Genomic DNA, 15,553 nt, shown 5'->3' with positions numbered 1-15,553 from the left:
TTTTCTTATAAGTCCATGGTTTTTACCAATTGCAGCCTTAAGGGGTACTGCGGCCATGAAACATTTTGCGAAACAAACGTTTCATTAAGTCATACAATTGAAACATTCGTTGCAAATCCGGTGGCGCTGTGGCGTAGTTTTCCGATCAATTGATCACAGGAACCCGGGAAAATGGGTGTTTACACCGATTTGCGCGAAAAGCTGATTTCCGATTATGCGACGCTGAGCCCGCAAATGCAAAAGGCGGCGCGCCATATCCTTGATCATCCCAATGATGTGGCCCTGCGTTCGATGCGCGCCCTTGCACGGGCGGCCAATGTGCCACCCAGTACGGTTACCCGCCTGATGGCGGCCATCGGTGTCGATACCTGGCAGCAGTTTCGCGACAGTTACCAGAACCGGTTGCTTGACCTGCCGGCAAGTTACGCACACCGGGCGCGCGCGTTGCAAAACAGCGATGCCGATATCCATCGCGATGCACATCTGCTGCAAAGCATCGCGCAGACCGAGATTGCCAATATCGGTCAGGCATTCGCACCGGAAATGTGCGAACGCATGAAGGATGCGTGTGAACATATTGCGCGCGCCCGTCAGGTTTTTGTCGTCGGGCGTGGTGCGGCCTATCCGGCGGCGTATCAGTTTGCCTATGCCTATCGGCTGTTTAACGAAAATGGTGTTCTGGTTGACGGGCATGCAGGGGCATTCGGGGACCAGTTGCGCGGGATTGGCCCGCGGGACGTTCTGATTGCCGTCGGGGCACGGCCCTATATTCGCGATACGGTGCGCGCGGTCGCGTTTGCCCGCAAACAGCATTGTCCGGTGATTGCGGTTTGTGATTCGGACGTTGCGCCGATTGCGGTCGATGCGGTTGCAAAGCTGGTCGTATCAGACAGTTCCCCATCCTTTTTCCAAAGCTTTACCACCAGCGTTTCGGTCATGCAGGCGCTTGTCGCCCTTCTGGTTGCGCGCGGCGGTCAAAAGGTACTGCAACGGATTGCCGTTGCGGAAGAACAACTTGCGGCTTTCGATACCTATCATGAAGAAGCCGCCCCCACCCGGAATTCCCGATCATGAATCAGCCCCACAGCAAGCCCGAAACCTATGTCCTTCATCGCAACAGTCTTGCGATCCCGCCGCGTGCGGTGCGGGGCGAAGGTGTTTATATCTTTGATCAGAATGGCAAAAGTTATCTGGATGCCAGCGGAGGTGCCGCAGTTTCATGCCTTGGGCATTCCGACCCGTTGGTGCGTGCGGCCATGCATGCCCAGATTGATCAGATTGCCTATGCCCATTCGGGTTTCTTTTCCACCGATGCGATGGAAGAACTGGCCGAGGACCTTGTAACCCATGCCCCCGAAGGCATTGCCAAGGCATATTTCGTTTCGGGCGGGTCGGAGGCGACCGAGGCGGCGCTTAAAATGGCGCGGCAATATTTCCTTGAGATCGGGCAGCCCGACCGGAAATACGTGATTGCGCGCCGCCAGTCCTATCATGGCAATACGCTGGGCGCGCTTTCGGTTGGCGGGAATATGTGGCGTCGCAAGCAGTTCGAACCGCTGCTGATTACGGCAAACCATATCGCGCCCTGTTATCCGTATCGTGACCAGATGCCGGGCGAAAGCGACGAGGTATATGGTTTGCGGGTCGCCAACGAACTTGAAACCGCGATCCTTGAACTGGGGGCCGACAGCGTTGCCGCCTTTGTCGCCGAGCCGGTTGTCGGCGCAACATCGGGTGCCTTGGCCCCGGTGCCGGGATATTTCAAACGCATCCGCGAGATTTGCGATCAGTATGGTGTGCTGCTGATCCTTGACGAGGTCATGTGCGGGATGGGCCGCACCGGCACCCTGCATGCGATTGAACAGGAAGGCATTTCGGGTGATTTGCAAACCATCGCCAAGGGGCTGGGTGCCGGATATCAGCCGATTGGTGCGATCCTGGTGTCGAAGAAAATCGATGACGCGATTGCCAATGGATCGGGTTTCTTTCAGCACGGTCATACCTATCAGGGGCATGCAACCGCCTGTGCCGCGGCCCTTGCAACCCAGCGAACCATTCGCGAACGCGACCTTCTGGCCAATGTCGTCAGGCAGGGCGAATTGCTGGCCGATGGATTGCGCGAACGGTTCGGGCAACATCCGTTTGTGGGGGATATTCGCGGTCGGGGATTGTTCCGGGGGCTTGAGCTGGTCGCGGATCGCGAAACCAAAGACCCGTTTGATCCGGCGCGCAAGATCAACGCCAAGATCAAGAAGGCGGCCTTTGCCCGCGGGTTGATGGCCTATCCGATGGGCGGCACGATTGATGGCGTGCGCGGCGATCATGTGCTGTTTGCGCCGCCCTTTATCGTGACCGGGGATGATGTCGCAAGGATCGTTGATCTGTTTGAATTGGCGATGAATGACGTGTTTGCCGCCGAGGGGCTTTTGTAATGTCTTATGGTGAAACCCCGTTTCTGATCGCATCGGCCCCCAATGGGGCGCGCAAAACCAAGGCCGATCTGCCTAATATTCCGATAACCCCGGCCGAACTGGCCAAGGAAGCCGCCAAATGCAAGGCCGCCGGGGCGGCAATGATGCATCTGCATGTGCGTGATGATGACCAGAAGCACAGCATTGATGTGGGCCGGTATCGTGAAATGCTGACCGAGGTGCGCGCAAGTGTTGGTGATGACATGCTGCTTCAGGTCACGAGCGAGGCGGTCGGCATGTATGGCGCGCAGGATCAGATGGCGATGATCCGCGAACTTGTGCCCGAGGCGGTATCGATTGCAGTGCGCGAAATTGCGCCGGAAAATGCCGATCTTGATGAACTGCGCGATTTCTTTGCCTTCATGCGCGAGGCGGATATCCTGCCGCAATTCATCCTTTATGCGCCAGAAGACGTGATCCGGTTCAACCAGCTTGTGCGTGATGGTGTCATTCCGGGGGAAAAGCTGCCGGTGCTTTATGTTCTGGGCCGTTACACCACGGGGCAGGTATCCGATCCCAAAGACCTTTTGCCGTATCTGGATGCGTCGCCATTTGTATCGGAATGGATGATGTGCGCCTTCGGGGTACATGAAAATGCCTGTGCGTTGACGGCGGCCGGATTGGGTGGCCATGCGCGCATTGGTTTTGAAAATAATCATCTTTTGGTTGACCGTTCGGGTGCGGTCGACAATGCTGCTTTGATCGTTCAGGCGCGCGAAGGCGCGTATCTTATGGGTCGGACTGTTGCGACCGGCGATCAGGCGCGAAAAATCATGCAACCGCAGTGGTGAACTTTGGCGCGCCAATGAAAACAGACTGGTTACCTGACATAAAAGTATCAGGGGGTTTCGGGGTTATAGGGTTTCAATTCTTGGGGCTCGTCATTATAATCCTCTCGCTGAAACATCTGATTTATCTGATGTTTCCATGTTTTTCCGCCACATCTTCGCGGTGTGGTTGAAAACTTTATAACAGGGTGTAATAGGGAGCTAATCCTGATGAAGAAACTTATTGCTGTAGCGGGTGCCATTGCCACCTTGGCAGGTGCGTCGCTGTTCGCCGGACAGGCATCGGCACAGGAAAACCGTTTTATCACCATCGGTACCGGTGGCGTGACGGGCGTTTACTATCCGACCGGTGGTGCAATCTGCCGTCTGGTGAACAAAGACCGTAAAGAGCATGGCATTCGTTGCTCGGTCGAGTCCACTGGTGGTTCGTCCTACAACATCAACACCATTCGTTCGGGCGAGCTGGATCTTGGCGTTGCTCAGTCTGACGTTCAGTACTATGCCCTGAATGGTGAAAAAGCATTCAAAGACGTCGGCCCGTTCCCGGAACTGCGTGCCGTCTTCTCGATCCATCCGGAGCCGTTCACCATTGTTGCCCGCGCTGATTCCGGCATCAAAACCTTTGATGACCTTAAAGGCAAACGTGTCAATATCGGTAACCCGGGTTCGGGTAGCCGCGACACCATGGAAATCGTGATGAACGCCAAGGGCTGGACGCTTGACGATTTCGCACTGGCATCCGAACTGAAGCCGGCTGAACAGTCGCAGGCGCTTTGCGATAACAAGATCGATGCGATGCTTTATGTCGTTGGTCATCCGTCCGGTTCGATTCAGGAAGCTGTATCTTCCTGTGATTCTGTTCTGGTCGAAGTTGCCGGTCCGGAAATCGACAAACTGGTTGCCGATAACCCGTATTACCGTGTTGCCACCATTCCGGGCGGCATGTATCGCGGTAACCCGGACGACGTTCAGACCTTCGGTGTCGGCGCGACCTTCGTGTCCTCGACCGCAACCGATGCGGACGTCGTTTACAATGTTGTCAAAGCAGTCTTTGAAAACTTCGAGGACTTCAAAAAGCTGCACCCGGCTTTTGCGATCCTCAAAAAAGAAGAAATGGTCAAAGACGGCCTTTCGGCACCGCTGCATGACGGCGCTGTCAAATACTTCAAAGAAGCTGGCCTGATGTAAGTCAGGTTGAAACGGGGGGCACGCCGTGCCTCCCGTTTTGTTTTCTTCCGTCCTGCGGGCATTTTAAAAAATTTGATCAAAATGGCGCACAATGATGTGCCGATATGCTCCGTGGGCGACCGGGTAAGTGTCGACGGAGGTTTTTTGTTTCTGGGCTATCGGTTTGGGCCGCCCGAAACAGAAACCGCGTTCAGACCGGGAGTTTGCAATGACCGACGATAAAAGCGCGACACAGGGTCCATCGGACCAGGATCTTCAGGATCTGATCGCGGAAAATGATACAGGCGCGCGCCAGCCGACCGGCATGACGGCAATAATTTTGCTGTATGTTGCCGTGGCCTGGTCGCTGTTCCAGCTGTGGCTGGCATCGCCACTGCCCTATATTGTCAGTTTTGGGGTTTTCAATTCGACCGAAGCACGGTCGATCCATCTGGCTTTTGCCGTGTTCCTGGCGTTTCTGGCCTATCCGGCTTTCAAGAATTCACCGCGAAGTTATATTCCGGTTTTTGACTGGGTCCTGGCGGCTGCCGGGGCATTCTGTGCTCTTTATATCTTTATTTTCTACCGCGAGCTGTCATCGCGTCCGGGCTTGCCGATCACGCAGGATCTTGTGGTGGCCGGTGCCGGTCTGGTGCTGTTGCTTGAAGCAACGCGCCGCGCACTTGGTCCGCCCCTTATGATCGTGGCGATGGTGTTCCTTGCCTATGTGTTCTTTGGCAATGCGCCGTGGGTGCCCGATGTCCTGCAATGGGCGGGTGCAAGCTTCTCCAAGGCGATGTCGCATCAGTGGATCACCACCGAAGGCGTGTTCGGGATTGCGCTTGGCGTTTCGACCAGCTTCGTGTTCCTGTTTGTGCTGTTTGGCTCGTTGCTCGATAAAGCCGGGGCTGGCAACTATTTCATCAAGGTGGCGTTTGCCGCCCTTGGTCACATGCGTGGCGGTCCGGCAAAGGCTGCCGTTCTGGCATCGGCAATGACCGGGTTGATTTCAGGCTCCTCGATTGCCAACGTGGTAACGACCGGGACCTTTACCATCCCGCTTATGAAGCGTGTCGGTTTCTCGGGCGAGAAGGCCGGTGCGGTCGAAGTCGCATCGTCGGTCAACGGGCAGATCATGCCGCCGGTCATGGGGGCTGCGGCCTTTTTGATGGTGGAATATGTCGGCATTCCTTACCCGGAAGTCATCAAGCATGCCTTCCTGCCGGCGACGATTTCCTATATCGCGCTGATCTATATCGTCCATCTTGAGGCGCTTAAGGCCAATATGAAGGGCCTGCCGAAACGTCAGACATCGACCGTGCAGCAAGTGCTGATGCGTTCGCTTCTGTTCGTGTTGTCGCTGGTTATTCTTGCGGGTGTGATTTACTACGCGATCAATTTCCAGAAACAGATATTCGGTAACGCGGTGGGCTGGATTGTCGCGGTCGAATGTGCCGCGATCTATTTTGCCGGTCTGTATTATGCGGCGAAATATCCCGATCTTGAACTGGATGATCCCAACAAGCCGGTGCTGGAGCTTCCGGCACTGGGCGAAACTGCCAAGTCCGGCCTGCATTATCTGTTGCCGGTCGTGGTTCTGGTCTGGTTCCTGATGATCGAGTTGAAATCACCCGGATTGTCGGCCTTCTGGGCGACGGTTCTGATGCTGTTCATCATGCTGACCCAGCGCCCGGTCAAGGCGTTCTTCCGCAAGCAGCCGGACTATATGGCCAGCATCAAGGATGGCATTGCCGATGTGATTGACGGTTTTGCCACCGGGGCGCGCAACATGATCGGGATCGGGGTTGCGACCGCGGCGGCCGGTATCATCGTGGGTACGGTGTCGCTGACCGGGATCGGTCAGGTGATGGTCGAATTCGTGGAACTGATTTCGGGCGGCAATCTGATGCTGATCCTGATCTTTACCGCGATCATCAGCCTGATCCTTGGCATGGGGCTTCCGACCACGGCGAACTATATCGTGGTGTCGAGCCTGATGGCACCGGTGATTGTTGAACTGGGGGCTGCGAACGGCCTGATCGTGCCGTTGATTGCGGTGCATCTGTTCGTGTTCTATTTCGGCATTATGGCCGATGTGACACCACCGGTTGGTCTGGCATCCTTTGCCGCGGCTGCGGTTTCAGGGGCCGACCCGATGAAGACCGGCTTTGTCGCGTTCTTTTACAGCATGCGTACCGCCGTTCTGCCGTTCCTGTTCCTGTTCAACACGCAGCTTCTGCTGATCGGGCTTGATCATCCGTTTGAAGTGGTGATGGTGATCTTTGTCGCGATTGTTGCGATGCTGGTCTTTGCCGCAGCGACGATGGGGTATTTCTTCACCCGCTCTAAACTGTGGGAAAGTGCGGCACTTCTGCTGATTGCCTTTACCCTGTTCCGTCCGGGTTTCTGGCTTGATCTGCTGGAACCGCCCTATGAAAACCTGCCCGCGACCGAGATTGTTGAAAAGGCGGCCGATATGCCCGCCAATACCAGCATTCTTCTGGATGTCGAGGGCATCAGTCTTGAAGGCGACGAAGTCAGCAAATCGGTGATGTTGCCATTGGGGCCGGAAGCATCGGGTGAAGATCGTCTTTACAATGCGGGCATTGCGGTTCGCAACGAAGACGGCAAGGTCTTTATCGATGATCTGGTATTTGGTGGTCCGGCCGAGAAAGCGGGACTTGATTTCGACTTTGAAATCACCGCGATCAAGATCGAAGCCGACCGCATGCCCAAAGAGGTGTTCTTTATCCCGGCATTTGTTCTGCTGGGCGGGATCATCGTATTGCAACGCCGTCGCCGTCGTGCCGAAGCGGCCTAAGGAGGGCCAAGTCCATGTATAAGGATATTCTGGTTACAGTGGATCTTGATCACGATCTATCCTGGAAAAAAGCCATTCCGGTCGCAATCAAGCAAGCCCAGGCATTCAATGCGCGCCTTCATGTCCTGACCGTGGTTCCCACGGTCGGGATGTCGATGGTCGGGCAGTTCTTTCCGAAGGGTTACGAGAAAAAGGTTCTTGATGCCTATAACGAAAGACTGCACCAGTTCGTTTCCGAACATATTCCGTCCGACCTTAAGGTCCAGCATATCGTGGGACAGGGCACGGTCTATGAAGTGATCCTGAAAATGGCGAAAAAGACCAATTGCGATCTGATCGTCATCGGGGCACACCGCCCGGAATTGAAGGATTACCTTCTGGGGCCGAATGCCGCGCGGGTTGTTCGCCATGCCGATTGTTCGGTGATGGTGGTTCGCGACTGATTGCTATCGTTCCGGACAGACACGAAAAAGGGGCAGCGCCAAAAGCACTGCCCCTTTTGCATGGTCAGGGCGACGGATCGGCCCGGTTATTTGGCAGCACAGGGATTTGCCGCACACGGATTGGCAGCGCAGGGGTTAGCCGCCGCGCAAGGATTTGCAGCACAAGGGTTGGCCGCGCACGGGCTGCAGGGATTGACGACCTTTTTGGCCGCGCACGGGTTTGCGGCACAGGGGGTTGCGGCACAGGGGTTGGCCGCGCAAGGATTGGCTGTGCAGGTCGCGACTTCGGCGGTCGGTGTCGGAAGCGGGGCCGCCATTGCCATCGGGGCTGCCATGACAAGGCCGGCACCAACGGCAATCGCGGGCATCAGGGCCGACTGGGAGAAGAAGCTGGATTTTTTGGACATTGATTGCCTCACTGATTAAGCGTTCATTTCGATCTGACTTAGGGACGTTTGAATGTTTTTCGTCCGATGCAGGCCAATATGCGCCAAATCAGGTCGCCCGGAACGTCACATGGTTTCACTGTTATGTGAGAGAGCCGTGTGAAAGAAGCGGTCAAAATATGCCAACGGTTGAATGAGTCGCGAACAATTCATGTTTGATTTTTTATGCTTTGGTATCAAAACGATTGAAAAACCGATAGATTTTACGCATTTAAGAAATCAGGGATACGGGGAGCGGAGCATGGCGTACGGTTGAATAAACCGTGAGAACAGCCATCACGGAGACCGGAACAGACAATGAAAAAACAGCAGAGTCACATGATCGGCGGGCTTTTTGCGACCGTTTTGGCCGCGATGTCGTTGCCCGGTTCTGTGCGGGCGCAGTCCGCAGATGTACCATATGCCGATGTGGCGGAAATTCCGGCCGGTTGGTTCTTTCAGGGGTCGGATGCGATTGAACGGCAATATGCCTATCAGATTGATGAGCAGGTCTATGGCCATGACATCAGCCGCCGGAATCGCTGGTACGATGTTGAAGTCGATAAATGGCACATTTATCTGCCCGACTATTTCATCATGAAAACGCCGGTCACCAATGATCAGTATGCCGCCTTTGTCCGGGATACCGGTCGTGAGGCGCCCGATATCAGCGAGGAAGACTGGGAAAGTCTTGGTCTGATTTACGGATATGACGCGACCCGTCCCTTTGCGTGGCAGAATGGCGAACCGCCGCGTGGCAAGGGCAATCATCCGGTTGTTCTGGTGTCGTGGCGTGATGCCCAGGATTATGCCGCCTGGCTAAGTTCGAAAACCGGCATCAAGTGGCGCATCCCCGAAGAAATCTATTGGGAGAAGGCGGTTCGCGGTGCGGACGGCATTTTCTATCCCTGGGGCAATATTTATGATCCGCTGCAATTGAACAGTGCCGATCGCGGCCCGTTTGATACAGTCCCGGTGGGACAGTTCGAACCCGGACCTTATGGGCTGTATGACGGGGCGGGGCAGGTGTTTGAATGGACGGCCACCAGTTTGCAAGCCGGATACCGTATTGTTAAGGGCGGATCTTGGGATGATCGGGGATGCGGTGTTTGCCGCCCCGCCGCCCGCCATGGCAGGCCGGAACATATGCAGCATATCCTTATCGGATTTCGGTTGATGCATGAATAGTGACCTGTTTTCGAAGCAGACTTGCACATTGTGACAGAATCACTAATTCTTGAACGGGATTAATTGGCCGTCATGGTCATGGACGGGTTATTTCTGCCGCTGCGGATAGGATTCTCATCGCAAGGTTACTGGTGTTGGAATGACCGAAATTGCAATTGACTGGACATCGCTTCCGACCGGACGGCTTGAACGGATGCTGACTGCGGGACGCGATGTTATGGAATGCCACCGGGTCTTGACGGTGACCGGCGATAATATTGTCGGTGAACTGATCAAGACGGCGGGGCCTTTTTATGAATGGACGCACTATCCCGAAGGGGATGTGTATGACCGAAATTCGCACGCCCAGTTTTATTATCATGCCCATCCCAAAGACGAACAGCGCAGTTGGAACGAGCATGGACATTTCCATACCTTCCTGCGGCCGCGCGGTATGCCGGCCGGGTCAAAGCCGTTACCGATTGAGGGATTTGACTATCCCGAAGGGCCAAATGACGCGCTGTCGCACCTGATTGCGGTATCGATGGATGAATACGGTTTTGCCCAGCGTCTGTTCACCACCAACCGGTGGGTGACCGGCGAAGTCTGGTATGACGGCGAAACCGTGATCAATATGCTCGAAAACTTCATCATTGATCATGCGCAACCATCCTGGCCGGTAAATCGCTGGATATCGGGGATGATCTTTCTGTATCGGCCGCAAATCGAACAGCTGATTCGCCTGCGTGATATGACAATCAACGAATGGCGTGAAAAGCATCCTGATCGCGATGTTTACGAAGATCGCGAACTGGAAGTTACATCGACCATCGATATTCGGGTCGAGGAGCAAATCCGCGCGATCACCGAGGAACTTGGTCGGCGACGCGCCGCAGCGTGATATCTTCGCACACATGAAAACGGCCAATGCAGAAGCACTGGCCGTTTTTTATTCCGGTACCGGATATCGAAAGGCTTAGTGCGCTTTCAGATATTCGATGACATCGGCAATTTCGTCTTCTTTTTTCAGCTTGAAGGTCATCTTCGAGCGTTCTTTCGAACCCGAGATTTCGCTAAGCTTGGCTGACGGATCCTGAAGATAGTCAACCAGGAAGGCTTCATCGATGGTGAAACCTTTTTCACAAGCAGCCTGATAGCCTTTGCCGTATTTAAAGTCGGCGACATGGCCACATTGCGCACCAAAGGCCCCCGCCAGCGATGGTCCGACCTTGTTCTGGCCAGGTTCCACACTGTGGCAGGCAGCGCATTTCTTGAAAACTTTTTCGCCTTTTTCGGCATCACCAGCCATTGCCGGTGCCATGCCGAGTACGGCCAGGGTGGCGGCGATGGTAAGTGTTTTGGTCAAATTCATATTGCGGGCCTCTCTTGGTCTGCGGTGGTAGGGTTCCCACTACATTGTGTCGTTGGTTGGTTCACAAGTGAACCGAAAAACATAAACAGAAGCAAAAATTCGCTTTTCGTTAAAAAAGATCGGCTTACTGTTGAGTTTCCCGAATTCGACACGACATTTACCACATGCAGGAACTGAATAATTTGCGTTTAGTCAATCGGCCCTACGGTGTATAAAGAATTACAAATGGTTGGCAGCCGATTGCTTAGCGTGCCGGGAGAACTCCATTGCCGCGTATAACCAAAGAAGATCTTAACAATCTGATCCAGGATCCTTCCGGGAAGAATCGTGCCGAAACGGCCGAGAAAATCAGCCGTGAATTTTCTGCTGAAAGCCTGAGTGACAGCGAACGTCTGCTTGCCGAGGATATTTTCCGGCTGATGGTGCGTGACGCGGAAGTGCGTGTGCGCAAGGCGCTGGCCAAGAACCTTAAGCAGACCCCGCTTGTGCCCCACGATGTCGCAGCGACCCTTGCACGCGACGTTGATGATGTGGCCCTGCCGATCCTGAAATTTTCCGAAGTTCTCAATGACGAGGATCTGGTCGACATTATCGGTGACAATGCCGACAGTGTTGAAAAACAGCGTGCCATCGCATCACGACCGCATGTGTCGGAAATCGTTTCGGCAACTCTTGTCGATATCGGTCATGAAGACGTGATGGTCGATCTGATTTCGAATGACGGCGCACAGATCAGTGAACATTCCCTGCAAAAGGTTGTGGATGAATTCGGCGAGAACGAGCGCATCCAAAAGCCGATGATCGAACGCAACCATCTGCCGATCACGATTGCCGAACGGCTTGTGACGCTGGTGTCTGACCGGATGCGATCCGAACTGATTGCGCGCGGCCACATCCCCGAGGGGATCGTGAATGCGGTCATGACCCAGTCGCAGGAAAGTGCGACCATTGGCCTTCTGGGGGATGGTGCGGAAGAACGCGATGTCGAGCTTCTGGTCGAACATCTTCACACCAACAACCGTCTGACCAGCGGTCTGATCCTGCGTGCGCTTTGCATGGGCGATGTTGCCTTTTTCGAAGCCGCCCTTGCGCGCCGTGCCGGGGTGTCACTGATCAATACCCGCATTCTGATCCATGATAGCGGCCCGTTCGGGCTTGAAGCGATTTACAACAAGGCTGACATGCCCAAACATTTCTTCCCGGGCATTCGCGCGGCCATAGAAGTTGCGCGTGAAACCGACCTTGATGGCGGGGAACGTGATCGGGAACGCTATTCACGCCGGATGATTGAACGGGTTCTGACCCAGTATGGTGATCTTGGTGTCGAATTTGACTCAGACGATGTCGATTACCTGATGGGCCGTATGCTGCAATTGCCAAGCGAGCGGAACCTGCCGCAGCAATAGTCCGGCATCCCTTTGGACATTAAAGATTATAGCCGCCCTGTCGGGGCGGTTTTTCTTTGTGTTGCAGGGGATGGAAACAAAAAGGCACCGTTTGCACGGTGCCTTTGATGTGACAGACATAAGCCTATTCAAGAATGGTATTTGGCATCCACAGCGCCAGTTCCGGGAAATACATCACCAGCAACAGCCCGATCACCTGCAGGATGACAAAGGGAATGATGCCTTTGTAAATCTGCTGGATGGTGATCGATTTCGGTGCGACGCCCTTAAGATAGAACAGGGCAAACCCGAAGGGCGGTGTCAGGAAGCTGGTTTGCAAATTGACCGCAACCATGACGGCAAACCAGGTCAGAACCTGTGTCTCGGTCGGGCCAATCCCGGCAACGGCAAGGTGATCACCGAAATCAAGCTGTGCAATGACGGGTGCAAAGATCGGCAACACGATCAGGGTGATTTCGACCCAGTCGAAGAAGAAGCCAAGTATGAACACGATCAGCATCAGCAGGAACAGAACGCCCCACGCCCCAAGGCCGGCGCTATCGACCAGATCGATAACCAGATCATCCCCGCCCAGTGAACGGAACACATAGGAGAAGACGGTTGCACCGGCAAACAGGAAGAACAGCATCGCCCCGGTCAAAGCCGACCGTTCGCAGACGTCCTTAAGCACATCCCATTTCAGGCGACCCTTGACCAGTGCCAGGAAGGTCGCGCCTACCGCACCAACGCCTGCGGCCTCGGTCGGGGTGGCAAAACCGGCAAAGATCGATCCCAGCACCAGCACAATCAGGAAGACCGGCGGGATGAAGCTTCGCACCATCATGCGCAGCATCTCCGTGCCATGGACCGCTTCGGCATCGGGCAGGGGCGGGGCAAGATGGGGCTGCATCTGGCACCGCACAAAGATATAGATGGTATAAAGCGATGCCAGCAACAGACCCGGAATGATCGCCGCCAGGAACAGGTTCCCGACCGAAACCGACAGAAGGTCGGACATCAGGACCAGCATGATGCTTGGCGGGATCAGAATGCCGAGCGTTCCCGATGCGGCAATCGTCCCGGTCGCAAGCGACGGATCATAATTGCGGCGCAGCATGACCGGCAGGGCAAGCAGGGTCATCATCACAACCGATGCACCGATGATGCCGGTGGTGGCGGCCATGATCGTACCCATCAGGGTAACCGAAAGTGCCAGACCCCCGGGAACCTTGCGCATCAGCACGTTCAGGCATTCAAGCAGGTCTTCGGCAACGCCGCTTTTTTCCAGCATCGTGCCCATATAGATGAACATCGGAACGGCAACCATCACCATGTTTTCGGCGATGCCACCCCAGATGCGCGATACGATGTTGAAGAATTCAATGAATGAGAAGACGTCATAGGCCATGCCAAGGAAGCCAAAGGCGATCCCGATGCCCGAAATGACGAATGCGACCGGTAGCCCCGAGAAGACCAGAATGCCCAGCGAGGCAAACATGATCAGCGGAAACCAGTCTTCGATATAGAAGTTTTCCATTTGGAATTATCCCCGTTCCGCAATCAGTCTTTGAGCCTGGCGGCTTCGTTGCCAAGGTCTGCGTGATGTGTTGCGCCGACATAGTGACCCGCACGGCTGCGCAGGTTGCTGGGGCCGAACACAAAGACATAGCATTTCAGGAAGACCGAAAAACCGGCCATGGCGAGAAGGCCGAAGCCGATGGGGATGGTTGATTTGATGAGCCAGCGATGGGTCAGCCCCGTGGTCGAGGCAGAGACTTCGTGGTTTTCGAAGGATCGAAGGACAAAATCATAACCAAAATAAATCACCAGTGCGCAGAACGGCAGAATGCAGATAATCGCGCCGATCATCTCGACGATGGCGCGTGTGCGCGGGCGTAAATTGTCACGGATCAGTTCGATGCGGACATGAGAGTCACGAATATAGCCAAAACCGAAACACAGCATGAACAGGCCGGTATGGAGATGCCATTCCAGTTCCTGCAGCTTGATGGAACCCTGGCCGCCGAATTTACGCTGGATCACGTCAAACATGATCGTCAGCATCAACGGAATGGCAAGCAGGGCGGCCCATTTCCCGATGCGGGAAACGATGGCATCAATGCCGTCACTCAGTTTTAGTAGCGCTTCCATTAAAAAGCCTCCCGGGTCTTTTCTTAATCGCGGTCAAGGCCGGGGCCATTGGCGCCCGGCCTTGCCGAGACTTTTTTGTGGTCCGACACAAGGTCGCATCAGGACCGGGAAAGATTAATCGAGATATCCGATGTCTTTCCAGATTTTGTAGTTGGCACGGAAGCCCTGCAGGCTGTCATAGGCTTCTTTGAAGTCCGCATCCTGTGCAGCAAGTTCGCCTGCGACTTCTTCCCATGCACCGCGCATGGCATCAAGCATTTCAGGCGACCATTTCTTGATGTTCACGCCTTTTTCCTGAAGTTCTTTAAGGGCTGCGAACTGGATCGCTTCACCTTCGGCGAAACCATAAGCCAGGTTGTCGTTACAGACGGCTTCGATCTGTGCCTGCTGGGTCTTGTCAAGACCTTCCCACTTCTCCTTGTTGATCATGAGATCGAAGAAGGTGGATTGCTGATGCCAGCCCGGGAAATAGTAGTATTTGGCGACCTGATGGAAGCCCAGTTTAAGGTCGATCGCCGGCATGGAGAATTCGGTCGCGTCAATCGTGCCGAGTTCAAGTGCCGGATAGATGTCGCCAGCCGACAGAAGCTGGGTCGAGACACCAAGCTTTTCCATCACTTTTGCGCCAAGACCAAAGAAGCGCATTTTCAGGCCTTTAAGGTCTTCAACCGTGTTGATTTCCTTGGAGAACCAGCCTGAGGCTTCTGGTGCGATCAGGCCGCAGAACAGCGACTTGATGCCATGTTCGGCGTAAAGCCGGTCAAAGATTTCCTGACCGCCGCCAAATTTGACCCATGCCAGATATTCACCAGCCTGCGGACCAAACGGAACGGCACCGAAAAGCTGAAGTGCCGGAACCTTGCCCGCCCAGTAACCCGGGGTGGAGAAGGCGGCATCGATGGAACCGGTTGAAACCGCATCAAACACTTCAAGTGCCGGAACAAGTGCGCCCGGCTCATAGAATTTAATCTGAATGTTGCCGCCGGAAACTTCGTCGATCTTTTCGTCAACGCGTTTGCCAAGCGTGCCAAGCTGGGTCAGGCTGCCCGGATAGGTCGAGCCCATTTTCCAGCGAACACGATCAGCAGCATCCGCATCAGGCGCAACCGTCGTCAAAGTAGCCGCTGCAAGTACGGCCACACAGGTTGCAGATTTCAAAAAACTAGAAAATTTCATTCGTAGCTTCCTCCCTAAGAAGTCCGAAATTGGTATTACCACGTCGGGGCGATAACCGCCTTTTGCTTTTGTTATTGCTGGCGAAAACGTCCCGTTCCTCTTGTTGCAGGGCGAAGCTTAAGCGTATTTCGCAAGTATGAGCAAGTTTGTTTCGCCCGCTACGCAAGAAAATATCTTCGCGAACGCA

The 15,553-nt window shown here is 54.7% G+C and carries 14 protein-coding genes; 9 read left to right on the top strand and 5 right to left on the bottom strand.

The window, feature by feature from the left end; all coding sequences use genetic code 11:
• Positions 1 to 171 precede the first annotated feature (171 nt).
• From TH3_RS15675 to TH3_RS15650, 6 genes are all read left to right on the top strand, one after another.
• A complete protein-coding gene (locus TH3_RS15675; protein WP_007089667.1) occupies positions 172 to 1,074 on the top strand; it encodes a MurR/RpiR family transcriptional regulator in 903 nt (300 codons plus the stop codon).
• Positions 1,071 to 2,432: an aspartate aminotransferase family protein gene (locus tag TH3_RS15670; protein WP_007089666.1), complete on the top strand. Its 1,362-nt coding sequence runs from the start codon at positions 1,071 to 1,073 to the stop codon at positions 2,430 to 2,432. Before TH3_RS15675 ends, TH3_RS15670 begins: the two co-directional genes overlap by 4 nt.
• On the top strand, positions 2,432 to 3,262 hold the full coding sequence (locus TH3_RS15665) for a beta-keto acid cleavage family enzyme (protein WP_007089665.1): 831 nt from the start codon (positions 2,432 to 2,434) through the stop codon (positions 3,260 to 3,262). Before TH3_RS15670 ends, TH3_RS15665 begins: the two co-directional genes overlap by 1 nt.
• A gap of 207 nt (positions 3,263 to 3,469) precedes the next feature.
• A complete protein-coding gene (locus TH3_RS15660) occupies positions 3,470 to 4,447 on the top strand; it encodes a TAXI family TRAP transporter solute-binding subunit (RefSeq protein ID WP_007089664.1) in 978 nt (325 codons plus the stop codon).
• A gap of 208 nt (positions 4,448 to 4,655) precedes the next feature.
• Positions 4,656 to 7,247: a TRAP transporter permease gene (locus TH3_RS15655; protein WP_007089663.1), complete on the top strand. Its 2,592-nt coding sequence runs from the start codon at positions 4,656 to 4,658 to the stop codon at positions 7,245 to 7,247.
• A 14-nt stretch (positions 7,248 to 7,261) separates the two neighbouring features.
• Positions 7,262 to 7,690 (top strand): universal stress protein, encoded by a 429-nt coding sequence (locus TH3_RS15650; RefSeq protein WP_007089662.1) that lies wholly within the window; start codon positions 7,262 to 7,264, stop codon positions 7,688 to 7,690.
• Between the two features lie 86 nt (positions 7,691 to 7,776).
• Here the strand turns inward: TH3_RS15650 and TH3_RS22695 are convergent, their stop codons facing one another.
• The gene (locus tag TH3_RS22695; RefSeq protein WP_076519627.1) at positions 7,777 to 8,097 is read right to left on the bottom strand and encodes a hypothetical protein; all 321 of its coding nucleotides are present in this window, start codon (positions 8,095 to 8,097) and stop codon (positions 7,777 to 7,779) included.
• A 336-nt stretch (positions 8,098 to 8,433) separates the two neighbouring features.
• Here TH3_RS22695 and TH3_RS15640 point away from each other — a divergent pair, with 336 nt between their 5' ends.
• Both TH3_RS15640 and TH3_RS15635 read left to right on the top strand, forming a co-directional pair.
• On the top strand, positions 8,434 to 9,303 hold the full coding sequence (locus TH3_RS15640) for a formylglycine-generating enzyme family protein (protein ID WP_007089660.1): 870 nt from the start codon (positions 8,434 to 8,436) through the stop codon (positions 9,301 to 9,303).
• 139 nt (positions 9,304 to 9,442) lie between these two features.
• A complete protein-coding gene (locus TH3_RS15635) occupies positions 9,443 to 10,183 on the top strand; it encodes a DUF6969 family protein (protein ID WP_007089659.1) in 741 nt (246 codons plus the stop codon).
• Between the two features lie 75 nt (positions 10,184 to 10,258).
• Here the strand turns inward: TH3_RS15635 and TH3_RS15630 are convergent, their stop codons facing one another.
• Complete coding sequence (locus TH3_RS15630; RefSeq protein ID WP_007089658.1) at positions 10,259 to 10,654, bottom strand: c-type cytochrome; 396 nt, start codon at positions 10,652 to 10,654, stop codon at positions 10,259 to 10,261.
• Positions 10,655 to 10,920: 266 nt separating this feature from the next.
• Here TH3_RS15630 and spbR point away from each other — a divergent pair, with 266 nt between their 5' ends.
• A complete protein-coding gene (gene spbR / locus TH3_RS15625) occupies positions 10,921 to 12,060 on the top strand; it encodes a SpbR family protein (RefSeq protein ID WP_007089657.1) in 1,140 nt (379 codons plus the stop codon).
• Positions 12,061 to 12,184: 124 nt separating this feature from the next.
• Here the strand turns inward: spbR and TH3_RS15620 are convergent, their stop codons facing one another.
• From TH3_RS15620 to TH3_RS15610, 3 genes are all read right to left on the bottom strand, one after another.
• Entirely contained in the window at positions 12,185 to 13,576 is a 1,392-nt protein-coding gene (locus TH3_RS15620) for a TRAP transporter large permease (RefSeq protein ID WP_007089656.1), read from the bottom strand.
• A 23-nt stretch (positions 13,577 to 13,599) separates the two neighbouring features.
• Positions 13,600 to 14,190 (bottom strand): TRAP transporter small permease subunit, encoded by a 591-nt coding sequence (locus tag TH3_RS15615; RefSeq protein ID WP_007089655.1) that lies wholly within the window; start codon positions 14,188 to 14,190, stop codon positions 13,600 to 13,602.
• A gap of 114 nt (positions 14,191 to 14,304) precedes the next feature.
• The gene (locus TH3_RS15610; protein ID WP_007089654.1) at positions 14,305 to 15,366 is read right to left on the bottom strand and encodes a TRAP transporter substrate-binding protein; all 1,062 of its coding nucleotides are present in this window, start codon (positions 15,364 to 15,366) and stop codon (positions 14,305 to 14,307) included.
• Between the last annotated feature and the right edge of the window lie 187 nt (positions 15,367 to 15,553).

This window comes from Thalassospira xiamenensis M-5 = DSM 17429 (assembly GCF_000300235.2).
In the GTDB taxonomy this organism is placed as follows: Bacteria; Pseudomonadota; Alphaproteobacteria; order Rhodospirillales; family Thalassospiraceae; genus Thalassospira; species Thalassospira xiamenensis.
The sequence above is the reverse complement of the archived record's forward strand: the minus strand, read 5'-3'. Positions and strand labels throughout refer to the sequence as shown.

Coding starts and splice junctions, on each gene's coding strand:
- TH3_RS15610 (WP_007089654.1), bottom strand. CDS start 15,366: ATGAAATTTTCTAGTTTTTTGAAATCTGCAACCTGTGTGGCCGTACTT.
- TH3_RS22695 (WP_076519627.1), bottom strand. CDS start 8,097: ATGTCCAAAAAATCCAGCTTCTTCTCCCAGTCGGCCCTGATGCCCGCG.
- TH3_RS15620 (WP_007089656.1), bottom strand. CDS start 13,576: ATGGAAAACTTCTATATCGAAGACTGGTTTCCGCTGATCATGTTTGCC.
- TH3_RS15615 (WP_007089655.1), bottom strand. CDS start 14,190: ATGGAAGCGCTACTAAAACTGAGTGACGGCATTGATGCCATCGTTTCC.
- TH3_RS15660 (WP_007089664.1), top strand. CDS start 3,470: ATGAAGAAACTTATTGCTGTAGCGGGTGCCATTGCCACCTTGGCAGGT.
- TH3_RS15635 (WP_007089659.1), top strand. CDS start 9,443: ATGACCGAAATTGCAATTGACTGGACATCGCTTCCGACCGGACGGCTT.
- TH3_RS15665 (WP_007089665.1), top strand. CDS start 2,432: ATGTCTTATGGTGAAACCCCGTTTCTGATCGCATCGGCCCCCAATGGG.
- TH3_RS15630 (WP_007089658.1), bottom strand. CDS start 10,654: ATGAATTTGACCAAAACACTTACCATCGCCGCCACCCTGGCCGTACTC.
- TH3_RS15640 (WP_007089660.1), top strand. CDS start 8,434: ATGAAAAAACAGCAGAGTCACATGATCGGCGGGCTTTTTGCGACCGTT.
- TH3_RS15670 (WP_007089666.1), top strand. CDS start 1,071: ATGAATCAGCCCCACAGCAAGCCCGAAACCTATGTCCTTCATCGCAAC.
- TH3_RS15675 (WP_007089667.1), top strand. CDS start 172: ATGGGTGTTTACACCGATTTGCGCGAAAAGCTGATTTCCGATTATGCG.
- TH3_RS15650 (WP_007089662.1), top strand. CDS start 7,262: ATGTATAAGGATATTCTGGTTACAGTGGATCTTGATCACGATCTATCC.
- TH3_RS15655 (WP_007089663.1), top strand. CDS start 4,656: ATGACCGACGATAAAAGCGCGACACAGGGTCCATCGGACCAGGATCTT.